Below are 19,180 nucleotides of genomic sequence, written 5' to 3'. Positions count from 1 at the left end.
CCATTGTGCGTAACAAAACACATAGCTCACGGGTTTTAAGCCTAGATTAAGCATGAGTCCACACTCCGCTTTGGCAGGCAAGTTTAAGCAGTCCCGATAGATTATGTTGGATGAAAATAATAAAGATGGGACAGCACTAACAACATGAGTTCTCGAAAAATGGGTACTCAAGCCGCGGATCATGCTCAGGCTGATAAGCCAAGCTCGGAGCACAAATCCGCCCCCAAAACGGCAAGGCACCGCAATGCCACGACTACGCCGGAGATGCGACACTTTATTCAGCAATCTGAATTGAGCGTGAGTCAGCTCGCCAAAATTTTAAATATTACCGAAGCCACAGTACGTAAATGGCGTAAGCGCGAGTCAGTGAACGACAGCCCGAATACGCCGCATCACCTCAATACCACCCTCACTCCGATGGAAGAATACGTCGTGGTAGGACTGAGATATCAGCTCAAGCTGCCGTTAGACAGGCTGCTCAAGGCCACTCAAACCTTTATTAACCCCAATGTGTCCCGCTCGGGGTTGGCCCGCTGCCTTAAGCGATATGGGGTTTCGCGCCTCGATGAGTTTGATCAAGAGCTTGTGCCTAAGCAGTATTTCAATCAATTACCTATCAGCCAAGGCAGCGATGTTCAGACCTACACGGTCAACTCCGAAACCTTAGCCAAGGCGCTTGCCCTACCAAGCACAGATGGTGATACCGTAGTGCAAGTGGTGTCCCTCACCCTGCCGCCGCAATTGACCGAGGCCGAACCTAAATCGGTACTCCTTGGCATAGATAGCAAGGCAGATTGGATTTATATCGATATTTATCAAGACAGTAACACCCAAGCGGCCAATCGCTACATTGCCTATGTGCTGAAGGATGGGCCGTTTCATCTGCGTAAATTGCTGGTACGCAACTACCACACTTTTTTAGCCCGCTTTCCTGGCGTGCAAACCCCAAAAGCCATCGCTAAATCCCTTAATAAGGCAACGGCCAAACGCTTTGCCAGTGGAGACTCGTTATGAGCCATACCCCATCACAGCCTCAATTATCAACCGATGAAAAAGCCGATAAGAGACTGAATAAACGCTTAAAAGATATGCCGATTGCCATCGTTGGCATGGCGAGTATCTTTGCTAACTCCCGCTATTTGAATAAGTTTTGGGATTTAATTTGCGACAAAATTGATGCCATTACCGACGTGCCCGAATCCCACTGGTCGATTGATGACTATTACGATGCGGATAAGTCCAAGGCCGATAAGAGCTACTGCAAACGCGGTGGTTTTATGCCAGAGGTCGACTTCAATCCGATGGAGTTTGGTCTGCCGCCCAATATTTTGGAACTCACCGACAGCTCGCAGTTACTCTCACTGGTCGTCGCCAAGGAAGTCCTGCAGGATGCCAATCTGCCAGACGACTACGACCGTGACCGCATCGGCATCACCCTCGGGATTGGCGGTGGTCAAAAGTTAAGCCATAGCCTCAATGCGCGCCTGCAATATCCGGTGCTGAAAAAAGTATTTAAAAGCAGTGGCCTGAGCGATGAAGATAGCGAGCTGCTGATCAAAAAATTCCAAGATCAATATGTCCACTGGGAAGAAAACTCTTTCCCCGGCTCCCTCGGTAACGTGATTGCCGGACGCATCGCCAACCGTTTCGATTTAGGCGGAATGAACTGCGTCGTCGATGCCGCCTGCGCAGGTTCGCTTGCCGCCATGCGTATGGCGCTGACCGAACTGACCGAGGGACGCAGCGACATGATGATCACCGGCGGTGTCTGTACCGACAACTCGCCCTACATGTATATGAGTTTCTCAAAGACGCCAGCCTTTACCACCAACGAGCAGATTCAGCCCTTCGATATCGATTCTAAGGGCATGATGATTGGCGAAGGGATCGGCATGGTCGCCTTGAAACGCCTCGACGATGCCGAGCGCGATGGCGACCGTATCTATGCGGTAATCAAAGGCGTAGGCGCCTCATCGGACGGTAAATTTAAGAGCATTTATGCACCGCGCCCCGAAGGCCAAGCCAAGGCATTAGAGCGCGCCTATGATGACGCGGGCTTTGCGCCGCAAACCGTTGGCTTGATTGAAGCCCACGGCACAGGCACAGCAGCAGGCGATGTGGCCGAATTCAATGGCTTAACCTCAGTATTCTCGAAGGATAATGAACAGTTACAGCATATCGCCCTAGGCTCAGTCAAATCTCAGGTCGGTCATACTAAGTCCACCGCGGGCACGGCGGGTGTGATTAAGGCAGCATTGGCACTGCACCATAAAGTCTTACCGCCAACGATTAACGTCAGTCAGCCTAATCCTAAATTAAACATTGCCCGCTCGCCCTTTTATCTCAATACCGAGGCGCGCCCTTGGATCCAACGCAGTGACGATACGCCGCGCCGCGCAGGGATCAGCTCCTTCGGTTTTGGGGGCACTAACTTCCATTTAGTGCTCGAAGAATATCACCCCGAACACGCGCGCAATGACGCCTATCGCCAGCGCAGCGTGGCACAAAGCTGGCTGTTTGCCGCCGCCGACAAAACCGCGCTGCTGAGTGAGTTAAAAACCGCATTGCAGCAAGCAACTGCGGCCAAAGCAGAACTTTCTCAGGCGCATTTTGTTGCCTTTGCAAAAGCCTACGCCCTGCGTGAACTAGCGCCGCAATCGGCCCGTCTTGGCTTTATCGCCAAGGACTATGCCCAGTTACAGACTCTGTTAACCCAAGCGATAGCGCAGCTAGAATCCAATAGCGCCGAGAGCTGGCAACTACCCTCAGGGATAAGTTTCCGCGCCCAAGCACTGGTCAAGGATAACAATAAAGTCGCAGCCTTATTTGCCGGCCAAGGCTCGCAATACCTGAATATGGGACTGGAAATTGCCAACAACTTCCCCGAGCTTCGCCGCCATATCCACGCCAGCGATAAAGTGTTTAGCGACCGTGGTGAGGCTTCGCTTTCAAGCGTGCTGTACCCGATCCCCGCCTTCGATGATGAATCGAGAAAAGCGCAGGAAAGTGCGTTAACCAATACCCTTTATGCCCAAAGCGCCATCGGCGCGATCTCTATGGCGCAGTACGCCCTGTTGACTCAGGCGGGTTTCGCCCCGGATATGCTCGCAGGCCATAGCTTTGGTGAACTCTCGGCCCTGTGCGCCGCAGGCGTTATCTCAATGGATGACTACATCAAGCTTGCCTTTGAACGTGGACAGGCAATGGCGAAGTCACCTCAGGATGCCGACGCCAGTCGTGATGCTGGCGTCATGTATGCCGTTATTCTTAAGCAAAAACAAGATATTGAGGCTATCAACGATTGCCTTGCGCAGTTTGACGACGTCAAAATTGCCAACTACAACTCACCCACTCAACTGGTGATTGCAGGCGCTACCACAGCGACACAACAGGCCGCTAAGGCCATTGGCGAGTTAGGCTTTAAGGCAATTGCCCTGCCCGTTTCCGGCGCCTTCCACACGCCATTGGTTGCCCATGCGCAAAAGCCCTTTAGCGAAGCCATCGATAAGGCTCAGTTCAACACGCCAAAGATTGCCCTGTATGCCAATGGCACTGGTCAACTACACCCTACCGATGCCAACGCCATCAAAGCCGCCTTTAAAGATCATATGCTGCAATCGGTGCACTTTAGCGAGCAACTAGAAGCCATGTATGCCGCTGGTGCACGGGTGTTTGTCGAGTTTGGCCCGAAAAACATTCTGCAAAAGTTGACAGAAAATACCTTAGCCGCGCAGTTAAACGAGCTGTGCCTTATCAGCATTAACCCGAATCCTAAAGCCGACTCCGACAGCCAACTGCGCAGCGCTGCGGTGCAACTGGCGGTTGCGGGGGTAACACAGGGGGAAATCGACCCTTATCAAGCCGAATTGATTGCGCCAGCAACGCCTTCAGCCATGAATATCAAGCTCAACGCGACCAACTACATCAGCCCATCGACCCGCAATAAAATGGTCGATTCGCTGCAATCGGGCAAAATTACCAGCCAAGTGCAGTATGTGGATCGCCTCGTTGAGAAAGTGGTTGAAAAAGTCGTTGAAAAACCAGTGATTGTCGAAAAAATTCTAGAAAAGGTTGTCGAAGTGGAAAAGCCAGTGGCACAAAATAACAATAATATTCAACAGCAAACGCCTGCACAGACTGCCAACCTTACCACTGGACAGGCGAATCAAGATGCCCTGAGCGCCTTTTTTGCCGCCCAAACCCAGGCCGCGCAATTACATCAACAATTTTTAGCGATCCCGCAGCAATACGGCGATACCGTCAGTGCCCTGATGGCTGAGCAAGCCAAAATGGCAAGCCTTGGCATTGCCATTCCGGAGAGCCTGCAACGCTCGATGGAGCTGTTCCACCAGCATCAGGCACAAACCCTAAAGAGCCATGCTGAATTTATGCAATTGCAGACCAGCAGCAGCCAAGCGGCATTAGCCCTACTCGGCCAAATGACAGCGCCACAGGTTCAAGCCCCCATTCAAACGGCACCTGTGGCGGTTGCACCAGTGGCAGTTACAGCGGCAACGCCTGTCGTTCCAGCACAGACACCTGTGGTTCAAGCGTTAACCGCAGAGCCAAAAACGACTATTGCGCCTGTGAATGAGCCCCAAGTTCCGCAACCTCAAGTAACACAACCACAAGTCGCACAACCACAAGTGCAAACTGTGGCGACAGCAACTCGCGCGCTTTCCGAAAAGTCAGTCGTGCAGCAAATCGACACCGCCATGCTGGCAGTGGTTGCCGATAAAACAGGCTATCCCGTGGAAATGTTAGAACTTGGCATGGATATGGAAGCCGATCTTGGTATCGACTCTATTAAGCGCGTGGAAATTCTAGGCACAGTACAAGACGAGTTACCCAACCTGCCAGAACTGAGCCCAGAAGATTTAGCCGAGTGTCGCACCCTAGGGGAAATTGTGGCGCTATTTAGCCAAGCGGCTCCTGTAACCGCTGCGGCCACAGTTAGCCATGCGACACAAAGTGCAGTCGCTGTAAGTGCGGCGGTTTCTAATGATGAAATTGAACGCACTATGATGGCGGTCGTGGCCGATAAGACTGGCTATCCCGTAGAAATGCTGGAACTGAGCATGGATATGGAAGCCGACCTTGGTATTGATTCTATCAAACGCGTGGAAATTTTAGGCACGGTACAGGACGAGTTACCCAACCTGCCAGAACTCAGCCCTGAAGATTTAGCCGAGTGTCGCACCCTAGGGGAAATTGTCGCGCTCTTTAGCCAAGCGGCTCCTGTAGTATCGACAGCCGTAGTAGCTGCGGCCACAGTTAGCCATGCGGCACAAAATGCAGTACTCGCAAGTGCAGTCGCCACAAGTGCGGCGGTTTCTAATGATGAAATTGAGCGCACTATGATGGCGGTGGTAGCCGACAAGACAGGTTATCCCGTTGAAATGCTGGAACTCAGTATGGATATGGAAGCCGACCTTGGTATCGATTCTATTAAGCGCGTGGAAATTTTAGGCACGGTACAAGACCAGTTACCGAACCTGCCAGAACTCAGCCCAGAAGATTTAGCCGAGTGTCGCACCCTAGGGGAAATCGTCGCGCTCTTTAGCCAAGCGGCTCCTGTACCCGCTGCTGCACCAGTCAGCCATGCGACACAAAATGCAGTACTCGCAAGTGCAGTAGCCACCAGCGCGGTTTCTAATGATGAAATTGAACGCACTATGATGGCGGTCGTGGCAGACAAGACTGGTTATCCCGTGGAAATGCTGGAACTGAGCATGGATATGGAAGCCGACCTTGGTATCGATTCTATTAAGCGCGTGGAAATTCTAGGCACAGTACAGGACGAGTTACCGAACCTGCCAGAACTGAGCCCTGAAGATCTCGCCGAGTGCCGCGCCCTAGGGGAAATTGTCGCGCTCTTTAGCCAAGCGGCTCCTGTAACAGCTGCAGCCTCAGTTAGCCATGCGACACAAAATGCAGTTCTCGCAAGTGCAGTAGCCGCAAGTGCGGTGCTATCTAATGACGCGATTGAACGCACTATGATGGCGGTCGTGGCCGACAAAACAGGCTATCCCGTTGAAATGCTGGAACTGAGCATGGATATGGAAGCTGACCTTGGTATCGATTCTATTAAGCGCGTGGAAATTTTAGGCACAGTACAAGATCAACTGCCAAACCTGCCAGAACTCAGCCCAGAGGATTTAGCCGAGTGTCGCACCTTGGGTGAGATTGTCGCCCTCTATGCGGGTTCGCAAGCATCAAGTGAGGCGCCGCAGCAAAACCATGCTGCGCCAATTCAAGAGATTCAAGAGGCAACTGCAGAAACCGTCGAGGAAACCATCGACCTGCCGCCCCATAGTGAGGTGATGCTAAAAAAGTTGCCAGCGGCGGCTGAGTTAGCGCGCATCATAGCGACTAGTGATGTTCAACTGACGGCAAACAGTTACGTCGTTATCGGCGACGATGGCCACAACGCGGGGGTGATTGCCGAAAAGCTTCACGCCCAAGGCGTTAAGGTCGCGGTTGTACGCTCACCCAAAACGGTTGTGACCAGCGCATCGCCACTCGATAGCCATATTGCTAGCTTCACGCTGGAGGCGATTGATGATGAAAGCATTTGTGAGGTCATCAATCAGATTGAAGTGCTTGGCCAAATCGCCGGTTTTATTCATCTGCAGCCACAGCATAAGTCCGTTACCAATAAAGGTGCAGGCTTAGTGCTGGCAGACGACGCCAAAGCCTCGGTCGAGCAAGCCTTCTTGTTCGCCAAACACTTACAACCACTTTTAACTGAGCGCGACTACTGCCGCTTTGTCACCGTCAGCCGTATCGACGGTGGCTTTGGCTATATTGGCATGGACGAGTCGGCTGGCGCCCTCATCAGTCAGAGTGAACTCAACCAAGCGGCGCTCTCTGGACTCACTAAAACCTTAAATCACGAGTGGCCGGGAGTGGTCTGCCGCGCGCTGGATATCGCACCAAACTTGGATGCTAAAACGGTCGCCAATGCGGTAGTGCAGGAATACTACCTCCAAGATGCGCCAGTCGAAGTCGGTATTGATAGCGAGCTTGAGCGCACGACCTTAGTTGCGGGCAATGCCGTGCTTCGCCGCAGTGGCGCGTCTCTCTCGTCTGCTGACAAAATCCTCGTCACAGGCGGCGCTAAGGGCGTCACCTTCGAGTGCGCCTTAAGTTTAGCGAAACGCTGCAAGGCACATTTTATCCTCGTGGGTCGCAGCGCCCATCAGGGGATCCCTGCTTGGGCTCAGGGTAAAAATCGCAACGAGCTGAAAGCCGCTGCCATAGGACATTTGCAAAGCCTGGGTAATAAACCCACCCCCAAACAAGTGGATGCCTTAGTTTGGCCAGTACAAAGCAGCCTTGAAATCAGCCATGCCTTGCAGGCCTTTGAAGCGGTTGGCGCCAGCGCCGAATACTTAAGCCTGGATGTTAACGATCCTGCCGCCATTGCCAGCACTATTGCGCCTATCAGCGCCCTATCGCCCATCACAGGGATTATCCACGGCGCGGGTGTACTTGCCGATAAACATATTCAAGACAAAACCTTAAGCGAACTTGAGCGGGTTTATGGCACTAAGGTGACCGGACTTAACAATCTGCTGTCGGCACTGGATCTTAGCCAGTTAACGCTCATCGCCCTGTTCTCTTCGGCGGCGGGTTTTTACGGTAATACCGGCCAGAGCGACTACGCCATGTCTAATGACATTCTCAATAAGGCCGCGCTACAACTCGCGCAGCAATTGCCACAAGCCAAGGTGATGAGCTTCGATTGGGGTCCTTGGGATGGCGGCATGGTCAATCCTGCGCTGAAAAAAATGTTTATCGACCGTGGAGTTTATGTCATTCCACTCAAAGCGGGTGCCGAGTTATTTGCCAGCCAATTATTGAGTGATACAGGGGCGCAGCTGTTGATTGGAACCGATATGCAGGGCAATACAGCCAATGCCGTTGAAGCTGCATCAGCAAAAAAGCCTGAAGCGGATCTAACCACGGCGTTAGATCCGCAGCCTATGGCCCAAACGGTGCCGCAGAGTATTCGCGTCATGCGCAGCCTCGACCCTAAACGCATGAGCTTTATTGAGGATCATTGCATCAACGGTCATGCGGTGTTGCCAACGGTATGCGCCATCGATTGGATGCGTGAGGCCGCCAAGGCCCATTTAGGTAAGGCGGTGAGTGTCAGCGATTATCGACTACTCAAGGGAATTATCTTCGATGAGGCGCTGCTTGCACGCAATGCGCCTATTGAGCTCGAATTGATGCTGACGCCGCTTGCTGACGCTACACAGCAATCGACTGAGGCGTTAACCGCGCTGATAAGCTTTGAAGGTCGCCCGCAGTATCAGGCTGTGTTAGTGGCGCAGACGGATGATATGCCAGATGCACCGCGTTTCGAGGTTGGTGAGTTACATTCTCTGATGCAGGGGATAGCGCAGCAACCCGCTATCGCGGATCGTGAATCGCTCTACAGCGATGGCACCCTGTTCCATGGTCCAAGGCTGCAAGGCATAAGCGAAGTGCTCGCCTTTGATGACCAGCAGCTTATCGCTAAGGTAGCCCTGCCAGCGGTGGCATTAGTTGACTGCGGCGAGTTTGCGCCAAATCTTGAGGATAAAGGCACACAACCCTTTGCCGAAGATCTGTTATTGCAGGCCATGCTCGTGTGGGCGCGCCTTAAATATCAAGCGGCAAGCTTACCCAGTGCCATTGGCGAGTTTGTGTCCTATTCGCCCTTAGGTTTTGGCGAGAAGGCAGTATTAGTGCTGGATGTTATCAAGCATTCGTCCCGTTCACTTGAGGCCAATATTGCGCTTTATCATCAAGATGGTCGATTAAGCTGCGAGATGAAACGAGCAAAAGTCACGATCAGTAAGACGCTCAACCAAGCGTTTTTGGCCAATAAACCTCAGCAACAAATGCAAGTGCAGGTAGCAGTCCAAAGCACTGTAGAGGTAAGTGTTAAGTGACACTCGACCCAAGCGTACATGCCGCATTAAGCAATGCGGCACTAAACAGTCCACATCCCAATGCCAAACCACTGCGAATAGCAGTATGGCTTGGTGATGGCTGGATGCAGAGTGTGCTTAGCCATGCACAAACCGATGTCAGTAAACTGCAGCAGTTAATGGCTTGTCGAATTCAGCTCAATGTTGAAGATAAGCCACTGATTAATGAGCCAGCTGATGAGCCAACACTGGTCGCCTTGCTCACAGAGCAACTCGCCCATATTGCGCAAAAACAGCTCGTTGAAATTCGCTTTGAATATCAGCAGCAAGCACGTAGTCTGTATCTGCTCGATGGGCTGATGGCAGCGCAGTTACACCTGCATGCCGAGGCTTATATTTCAGCATTAGCGCAAATCCAAGCTGAAACAGCCGAAGAAACAAATACTATCAATGCAAATACCGTCGAGCGCTGCTTAAACAGCGCTTTTAGCTTGGCGAAACGCGATTGTGCTCAAGCGGTTAATGGCTACGCGCAGGCAGGCAATCTTGCCAGTCAGTTGAATGTATTATCTCAAGCGGTTGAGGCGTTAAGTCATCGCAGTCTCAAAGGCATTCAACCAATGCTTGATGCGACTGATGCAGCACAACTTGCTGAACTACTCGCTGAACAACACGCTGAACAGCGCGCTGAAAAGCCCGTAAAAACCGCACAAAACGGCTATTGGTTTACCAAGCCCCATCAGGCAAGGGTATTAAGCCTAAATCTCTTGGGTAATCTCTTGGATAAGCCCCCTCAAGCGAGCACCGCCCAGAGCCTTATCTTGACCCAAGGCACTCGGCTTATCGCCCAGCCGTTACTCAATGCCAACAGACTGTTAATTCCCATTAGCGGCAACACGCTTGAGTCTTTAACGGCAAAATTATCACAACTGATTGATTCATTAGATTTATCGGCGTGCTTACCTGATACGGACTGGCTTAGTACCCAAGGCTGTGATTGGCTTATGCGCTATCAAGCAAAGGATAAATTGGCTTTAGTACTGATGGCAGGATCCCTTGAAGAGCTAATGCAAGAAGCCAAGGCGATGCGCGCTTATATTGAAAAGACGCAACAGACTCCTACTCCAGCCCAAACGCCAGCGTTAATGCCATTGGCCAATCTAGCCTTTAAGACCCCTGCGGGCAGTTATTTTACGCCAACGCCCCTCGGCGATACGGGCTTAACCTTTGTCTACCCTGGCGTAGGCACGGTTTACCCGAATATGTTCAGCGACTTACATAGCTATTTCCCTGAGCTTTATCGTGAGCTTGAACGTGAAGGGGATTTAGCCGCCATGCTGCAGGCCGAGGCGAGTTACCAAGGCACAAATAATACGAAAAGCACAGAAAAAGATTCGGCAAAGATGAGCTTAAGCCAACTTGCGATTAGCGGTGTTGGCGCCAGTTACCTTTTTAGTCGACTGCTAACTCGAGTCTTTAATATCCAACCGCAACTCGCTCTGGGCTATTCCATGGGTGAAGCGGCCATGTGGGCGAGTTTGGATATTTGGCAAACGCCACATGCCCTGATTAACGCCACCCAAAACAGCGCCATCTTCAATCAGGAGATTTCAGGCCCACTGCTTGCGGTGCGCCGCGATTGGCAGTTGAGTGAAGATGCTCCGCTAGTGTGGAACAGCTTTTTAGTGCGCGCCTCTCGCGCCGAAATTAATGCCCTGCTGAATGATTTTCCACGGGTTTATCTAGCCATCGAACAGGGTAATACCTGTATTCTCGCGGGCTGCGAAGCAAGCTGCTTACAACTCCTTAAAAGGCTAAATAAGCGTGGCATTGCCAGCAATAAAGTCACTGCCATGCATACCCCGCCCTCGCAGTCACAGCACAGTGCTATCCAAAGGTTTTATACCTTGTGCTTAAAGGCGAATGCCTGCGAGACTCAGGTGCGTTTCATTAGCGCGGCGCAGCAAAGCGCCGTCAGTATCGACAGCCAAAGCATTGCCAAGAGTATTGCCGACACCTTTTGTGCGCCGCTGAATTTTACCGCGCTGATTAACACCGCGTATCAACAAGGTGCGCGTTTATTTGTTGAGGTGGGCGCCGATCGGCAAACCAGCACTCTTATCGATAAAATCGGCCGCCAACTGGAGTTGAGCGCCGATGGCGTTCAAACACAGGGGCAACCGATATTAGCCATGGCATGTAATGCCAAGGGCAGCGATACGATCACTTGCTTACTCAAATGCTTAGCTCAACTTATCAGCCATAGAGTGCCACTTTCCCTTGCGCCGCTTATGCCTCAATCGGCAGCTCAGTCAGCCACTCCTGTTGCGGATAAGATTGCAGATAAGACTACAGCGAAAACGATAGCGCCACATTCAGCCAGCGCCAGCGCATTAGGCCATTTTTCAAACGTATTCCAAGAAGGAGAACCCCTTTGAGTTCTCAAATGCATGCTCACCCGACTCAGCAAAACAGCACCGCAGTGCCAAACGACCAGCGCCAAAGCTCAAAGGCGATGCCAAAGATTGCCATCGTCGGCCTTGCCGTTCAGTATCCCGATGCCGACACACCTGAGCAGTTTTGGCAAAATCTGCTGGATAAAAAAGATTCCCGCAGCCAAATCGATGCGGCCAAACTCAATGCCAATCCAGCAGATTACCAAGGTGTTCAAGGCCAAGCTGACCGTTTTTATTGCGACAAGGGCGGCTATATCCGCAACTTTCGTTTTGACCCGCAGGGTTATCAGTTACCGCCAGCGGCCTTTGACGGGCTCGATGAAAGCTTTTTATGGGCATTAGATTGCAGTAAAAAAGCCCTGCTGGATGCGGGTGTGGATTTAACGGCACCATTACTTGAGCGCACAGGGATTGTAATGGGCACCCTGTCGTTCCCGACCGCAAGCTCCAATGAACTGTTTTTACCGATTTACCATCAAGCGGTTGAAAAGGCATTAAAAACCAAGCTTAATCAACCCGAATTTGCTCTAGAATCCTTCGCCAATGCGTCGATGGTGGGCACGCAACAGGCCGCCAATGGCGCCATTGCCCACACGGCTTCTAAGTTGTTAAGTGATGCCCTCGGCCTTGGCGGTGCACAGCTCAGCCTCGATGCCGCCTGCGCCAGTTCTGTCTATGCCCTCAAATTGGCCTGCGATTATTTAACTACGGGTAAGGCCGACATGATGCTCGCGGGCGCGGTATCGGGCGCCGATCCCTTCTTTATCAATATGGGATTCTCGATTTTCCACGCCTATCCAGACCATGGGATTTCGGCGCCTTTCGATAGCAATAGCAAAGGCTTATTCGCAGGCGAAGGCGCAGGCGTATTAGTGCTTAAGCGTTTAGAGGATGCCGAGCGCGATGGCGATAATATCTATGCCGTGGTCAGTGGTATTGGCTTATCGAACGATGGCAAGGGGCAATTTGTCTTAAGCCCCAACAGTAAGGGTCAAGTGCAAGCCTTCGAGCGCGCCTATGCCGCCGCCAACACCCACCCGAGCAATATCGAAGTGATTGAATGCCACGCTACCGGTACGCCACTGGGGGATAAGGTTGAGCTCACCTCGATGGAGCGTTTTTTCGAAGATAAACTCGGCGGCACTAAGGCGCCGCTAATAGGTTCGGCTAAATCCAACCTTGGGCACTTACTCACAGCTGCCGGCATGCCAGGGATCATGAAGATGATTTTTGCCATGCGTTCAGGTCATCTACCGCCAAGTATCAATTTAACGGCGCCGATTTCATCACCTAAGGGGCTGTTTAGCGGTAATAATATTCCCACACAGCGTCAGGCTTGGCCCGATAAAACAGGCAATGATCGCCGCCATGCGGGGGTATCTGTATTTGGTTTTGGTGGCTGTAATGCCCATCTATTGTTGGAATCCTATCAACCAACAACTCACAGCGCCGAGAAGCAAGCCAACAAACCTGTTTATCAGCAGCAAGCATTAACCGTTATCGGCATGGCGTCGCATTTTGGGCCTTTGGCCTCCATCAATGCGCTGGATAAGGCGTTATTAGCTCAAACGGATGCCTTTATCCCGCTGCCATCTAACCGCTGGAAAGGCTTAGATAAACACCCCGATATCCTTAACCAGTTTGGCCTAAATCGCGCGCCCAAAGGCGCCTATATCGAGCAGTTTGACTTCGACTTTTTACGCTTTAAAGTACCGCCTAATGAGGATGACAGGCTGATATCCCAGCAATTGTTGCTGATCAAAGTCGCCGACGAAGCGATTCGCGATGCCAAGTTAACCGCGGGCAGCAAGGTCGCGGTGTTAGTGGCGATGGAAACCGAGCTTGAGCTGCACCAATTCCGTGGCCGGGTGAATTTACACACCCAACTTGCAGATAGCTTAAAGCAGCAAGGCGTTCACCTCTCCAATGATGAATACCTTGCCCTCGAAGCCATCGCCATGGACAGCGTGCTCGATGCCGCCAAGCTCAATCAATACACCAGCTTTATTGGCAATATTATGGCGTCGCGCATCGCCTCGCTGTGGGACTTTAACGGCCCGGCGTTTACCATCTCAGCCGCCGAGCAATCGGTCGCTCGCTGTATCGATGTGGCGCAAAACTTACTGTCCCAAGAGGCCCTCGATGGCGTAGTGATTGCCGCCGTGGATTTAAGCGGCAGTGTTGAACAGGTTATATTGAAAAACGCCGAGGTCGCCGTTGATCTCGATGCCAACAGCGCGAATCCACAGTGGAAGGTGGGTGAAGGCGCGGGCGCTATCGTGCTGACAAACCAGCAAGCGAGCAACAGTCAACAAGCGAGTAACAGTTCTCAAAAGGGTTACGGCCAAATTCGTGGTCAAGCATTTGGCACACATCATCAGCTGCCTAAGCTGCTTGATTCGTTGATAACCGAAACGGCTATCGCCAATCCTTCAGTACCCGCTGCCATTCATATGGTTGAGCAATGTATTGCCCCAGAAGAGCAACTGCCCGCAGAGCAGCTATTAGCGCAGCTTAATCTTATGGGGACGCCATGCAATCGAGTCGCCAATACCCTTGGGCATAACTTTGCCGCTGCGGGTATGGCCAGTCTTTTGAATACCCTGTTAAGCCTAAAGAACGGGTCTGCGGGTTCGGATAAAAACGCCGATAAACAGGCATTAGTGTCTACCCAAAGCCAAGGAGTGAGCTCACTGCTGCTGTTAAGCCAAACGGCAACGCAGGCGGCGCAACTAGAACAGCGCCTTGAGCAAGATTTAACCTTAAGTGAGCAAAAACATTTAATCAAACCGGTGACGCTCGGTGGCCGCGATATCTATCAACATATTGTGGATACGCCGCTGCCCGCACTTGCCGCCATCCAAGGCAAGATGCGCCAGTTGCTGCAAGTCGCACCGCAGGCGACACAAACTGTAGCCACAGTGCGCGCAGCACTTGATACCACGGCTGAAAACGCCACCCCATTTGCCACACCATTAGCAGTAGAGAGCGGTATGTCATCTAACGCACCACACCAATATTCGGCGGCGCCCTTGGCGCAGGATAGGGCGGCACTGTTACAAAACCAGCAATTGGCCCGCGAGGCGCACTTAGCCTTTTTACAGAGCCGTGAGCAAGGGCTCAAACTAGCCGATGCGCTGTTAAAAGCGCAATTGTCCCAGACGACACAAATGGGGTCTGTTGCACCTCATGTTGCCACCAGCGCCAATGCCGCTCCCGCTGCGGCGCAGCAAGCGGTATCCGTCCCAGAACTAAAACCAGATCACGCGAATGTCGCTCCCTATACGCCACCTATTCCTGCAGCTAAGCCCTGCATTTGGAACTATCAGGATCTGGTGGAATATGCCGAGGGCGACATTGCTAAGGTATTTGGCGCCGATTACGCCATTATCGACAGCTACGCACGCCGCGTGCGTCTGCCAACCTCGGATTATCTGCTAGTCTCGCGGGTGACTAAGCTCAACGCGCAAATGAACCGCTATCAGCCGAGCACTATGACCACAGAGTACGACATTCCCATGGATGCGCCCTTCTTGGTCGATGGCCAAATTCCTTGGGCGGTGGCGGTCGAATCGGGTCAGTGCGATTTAATGCTGATCAGCTACTTAGGTATCGATTTTGAAAACAAAGGCGAGCGCGTCTATCGCTTGCTCGACTGCACCCTCACCTTCCTTGGGGATCTGCCCCGCGGCGGTGACACCCTGCGCTACGATATCTCCATCAACCACTTTGCCCGTAATGGCGATACCCTGCTGTTTTTCTTCTCCTACGAATGTTTCGTGGGCGATAAGCTGATCCTCAAGATGGACGGCGGCTGCGCGGGTTTCTTTACCGATAAAGAACTGGCCGATGGCAAAGGAGTGATCCGCACCGAGGCCGAAATTAAGGCAAGAGAGCAGGCACAAATTGCACTGGCCAATGAATATGCGCGAAACGGCAATCAGCCACGCTTCACGCCGCTACTTAACTGCGCGCAAACGGCTTTCAGCTACGAGCAAATCCACCGTCTACTGAGCGCTGACATTGGCGGCTGTTTTGGCGGTGAACATGCGGCCCACCAGGCAAAGTTTGGCCTCCAGCCTTCACTGTGCTTCGCTTCGGAAAAATTCCTGATGATCGAGCAAGTTAGCAAGCTCGAAGTGCATGGCGGCGCATGGGGCTTAGGCTTGATTGAAGGTCACAAGCAATTAGCCCCCGACCATTGGTATTTCCCCTGCCATTTTAAGGGCGACCAAGTGATGGCCGGCTCCCTCATGGCCGAAGGTTGTGGTCAGTTACTGCAATTCTTTATGCTGCATATTGGTATGCACCTTGGCGTTAATAACGGTCGTTTCCAACCCCTTGAAAACGCATCGCAAAAAGTGCGCTGCCGCGGTCAGGTATTACCACAATCTGGCACGCTCACCTATCGGATGGAAGTCATCGAAATTGGCATGAGCCCTCGCCCCTATGCCAAGGCGAATATCGATATTCTGCTCAATGGCAAAGTGGTGGTGGATTTCCAAAACCTCGGGGTGATGATTAAAGAAGAAGCAGATTGCACCCGCTATTCGCACAGCGGTTCTTCGCAGAGTCATTCTTCACAGGGCAGCTATTCGCAAAGCCATTCTTCACAGAGTAATGATGTCCAAGCAGCAAATATCGCAATCCTCGCGGAACAAGCGCCACTGATGGCGCAAATCCCAGATGTTTCAGCTCCCGTGAATAAAGGCGTTGTGCCGCTTAAGCATGTAAGCGCGCCGATTGCGCCAGCAGGCTCTAAGTACGCCAATCGCGTGCCCGACACCCTGCCGTTTACGCCTTATCATTTGTTTGAGTTTGCCACCGGCGATATTGAAAACTGCTTCGGCCCCGATTTTAGTATTTACCGTGGCTTAATCCCGCCGCGTACGCCCTGCGGCGATCTGCAACTCACCACCCGAGTGGTGGCCATTGAGGGCAAACGTGGCGAGCTGAAAAAGCCATCCTCCTGTATTGCCGAGTATGAAGTGCCCAGCAACGCGTGGTATTACGCTAAAAACAGCCACCCGAGTGTGATGCCCTACTCTGTGTTGATGGAAATCTCCCTACAGCCCAATGGCTTTATCTCGGGTTATATGGGCACGACCTTAGGCTTCCCGGGGCAGGAGTTATTCTTCCGCAACCTCGACGGCAGTGGCAAATTACTGCGCGAAGTGGATTTACGCGGTAAAACCATAGTCAACGATTCGCGCCTGCTGTCCACTGTGATTGCTGGCAGCAATATCATTCAAAACTTTAGTTTCGAACTGAGCTGCGATGGCGAGCCCTTCTACCGTGGTAATGCGGTTTTCGGTTACTTTAAGGCCGATGCGCTTAAAAACCAGTTGGGTATCGACAACGGTAAAATTACCCAAGCCTGGCACCTTGAGCGCGGTATTAAAGCCGACAGCCAAATCAATCTGTTAGATAAAAACGGCCGCAGTTTTGTGGCGCCGCAGGGCAAACCACACTACCGCCTCGCGGGTGGGCAGCTGAACTTTATCGATAAGGCCGAAATTGTAAAAACTGGCGGTAAGAAGGGACTGGGATACTTGTACGCCGAGCGCACTATTGACCCTAGCGATTGGTTCTTCCAGTTCCATTTCCATCAAGATCCAGTGATGCCAGGCTCACTCGGCGTCGAGGCGATTATCGAATTACTGCAAACCTATGCCATAGACCAAGACCTAGGCGCAGGCTTTAATAATCCGAAATTTGGCCAAATTCTGTCAGAAATTAAATGGAAGTATCGCGGTCAAATTAATCCATTAAACAAACAGATGTCGCTGGATGTGCATATCACCAGCATTGAAGATAAAAACGGAAAACGCATCATCAAAGGCGATGCCAACCTGAGTAAGGATGGCCTGCGCATTTATGAGGTAACCGATATCGCAATCTGTATCGAAGAGGCATAGCGCTAGCGCCTAACTTGCGGCATTAGCCAAAGTTAGCTTAAACAGTACACAACAGCCGCAGTGCAAGGGAATAACCCCACTGCGGCAAACAAATTCAGGCCCCAAACACCTAAAAGTGAATAGCCCAAATGACGAATACCACACTCGATAATAACTCTCTCGATAATAAAAAACTCAGTCCTTGGCCATGGCAGGTTGATGAAGCCGCCATCAGTTTCGATATCGATTCCCTTGGCAAAAAACTTAAAGATCTCAATCAAGCCTGTTACTTAGTCAATCATGCCGAAAAAGGCCTAGGCATAGCTCAAAGCGCCGAGGTGGTGGGTCTTGCAGAACCCAGCAATAGCTTACACAAAAGCAATGGTTTGCATCCTGTGAGTGCCTTCGCCCCCGCCCTTGGCACCCAAAGCTTGGGCGACAGTAATTTTCGCCGCGTGCATGGGGTGAAATACGCCTACTACGCGGGCGCCATGGCCAACGGCATCGCCTCGGAAGAGTTAGTTATCGCCTTAGGTCAGGCGGGCATTCTGTGCTCCTTTGGCGCGGCAGGGTTAATTCCATCGCGCGTTGAAGCCGCGATTAAACGCATTCAAGCGGCATTGCCCAATGGCCCCTACGCCTTTAACCTCATTCACAGCCCGAGCGAGCCAGCGCTTGAGCGTGGCAGTGTCGAACTCTTCCTCAAGCATCAAGTGCATACAGTTGAGGCTTCGGCCTTCTTGGGCTTAACGCCGCAAATCGTCTATTACCGCGCCGCAGGCCTGAGTCGCGACGCCAACGGCGAGATTGTGATTGGCAATAAAGTGATTGCTAAAATCAGCCGTACCGAGGTGGCGACCAAGTTTATGGAGCCCGCCCCGGTTAAGATGCTGCAACAATTAGTGAACGAAGGGCTTATCAGCGAAGATCAAATGCTAATGGCGCAATCTGTCCCTATGGCCGATGACATTACCGCCGAAGCCGACTCTGGCGGCCACACCGACAATCGCCCTCTGGTCACATTATTGCCGACCATTTTGGCGCTCAAAGATACCATTCAAGCCAAGTACCAGTACAAAACACCGATCCGTGTGGGCGCAGGTGGGGGTATCGGCACGCCCGATGCGGCGCTGGCGACCTTCAATATGGGCGCGGCCTATATTGTCACTGGCTCAATCAATCAAGCCTGTGTTGAGGCGGGAGCCAGCGAACATACCCGTAAGTTACTCGCCACCACAGAAATGGCCGATGTGACTATGGCGCCCGCCGCCGATATGTTCGAAATGGGCGTTAAGTTACAAGTGGTTAAGCGCGGCACTCTATTCCCAATGCGCGCTAATAAGCTCTACGAGATTTACACCCGCTACGACTCGATTGAGGCGATTCCGGCAGAGGAAAGACAAAAGCTGGAAGAGCAAGTGTTTCGCGCCTCACTAGATGAGATTTGGGCAGGTACTGTGGCGCACTTTAATGAGCGCGATCCTAAGCAAATTGAACGCGCGCTGGATAATCCAAAACGCAAAATGGCACTGATTTTCCGCTGGTATTTGGGTCTTTCGAGCCGCTGGTCAAACACGGGCGAAGTTGGCCGCGAAATGGATTACCAGATTTGGGCAGGACCCGCCCTCGGCGCCTTTAATGCTTGGGCAAAAGGCAGTTATTTAGATGATTACCGCGAGCGCAATGCAGTGGATTTGGCTAAACATTTAATGCAGGGCGCGGCCTATCAAGCACGGATTAACCTGTTGTTATCCCAAGGGGTAAGTATTCCAGTCAGCCTGCAACGCTGGAAACCACTGCAACGCTGCTAATTCGCTTTGCTAAACCTTATCGAGCGGGTTAAGTGAAAACTTAACCCGCTTTTTTTGGGTTAAATTGGGGGGATAAATTTGGGGTTTCATTT

5 protein-coding genes are annotated in these 19,180 nt (G+C 52.0%); all 5 read left to right on the top strand.

Annotated elements, in window-relative coordinates; all coding sequences use genetic code 11:
* The first annotated feature begins 144 nt into the window (after nt 1–144).
* The 5 genes from ACUZ8J_RS06820 to pfaD all read left to right on the top strand — a co-directional run bounded on the left by ACUZ8J_RS06820 (nt 145) and on the right by pfaD (nt 19,088).
* Nucleotides 145–1,014 (top strand): transcriptional regulator, encoded by an 870-nt coding sequence (locus tag ACUZ8J_RS06820; RefSeq protein ID WP_374901440.1) that lies wholly within the window; start codon nt 145–147, stop codon nt 1,012–1,014.
* The gene (locus ACUZ8J_RS06815) at nt 1,011–8,945 is read left to right on the top strand and encodes an SDR family NAD(P)-dependent oxidoreductase (protein ID WP_446693416.1); all 7,935 of its coding nucleotides are present in this window, start codon (nt 1,011–1,013) and stop codon (nt 8,943–8,945) included. The genes ACUZ8J_RS06820 and ACUZ8J_RS06815 overlap by 4 nt, the downstream gene beginning before the upstream one ends.
* Nucleotides 8,942–11,362 carry a PfaB family protein gene (locus tag ACUZ8J_RS06810; RefSeq protein ID WP_446693415.1) on the top strand — a complete coding sequence of 807 codons (2,421 nt, stop codon included), beginning with the start codon at nt 8,942–8,944 and terminating at the stop codon, nt 11,360–11,362. Before ACUZ8J_RS06815 ends, ACUZ8J_RS06810 begins: the two co-directional genes overlap by 4 nt.
* 8 nt (nt 11,363–11,370) lie before the next feature.
* Nucleotides 11,371–17,298, top strand: a complete 5,928-nt coding sequence (locus ACUZ8J_RS06805) for a hotdog fold thioesterase (protein ID WP_446694910.1) — start codon at nt 11,371–11,373, stop codon at nt 17,296–17,298.
* 128 nt (nt 17,299–17,426) lie between these two features.
* Nucleotides 17,427–19,088 carry an eicosapentaenoate synthase subunit PfaD gene (gene pfaD / locus ACUZ8J_RS06800; RefSeq protein ID WP_446693414.1) on the top strand — a complete coding sequence of 554 codons (1,662 nt, stop codon included), beginning with the start codon at nt 17,427–17,429 and terminating at the stop codon, nt 19,086–19,088.
* Nucleotides 19,089–19,180: the final 92 nt, after the last annotated feature.

The organism is Shewanella sp. Koi 1 (assembly GCF_052907445.1).
The sequence above is the reverse complement of the archived record's forward strand: the minus strand, read 5'-3'. Positions and strand labels throughout refer to the sequence as shown.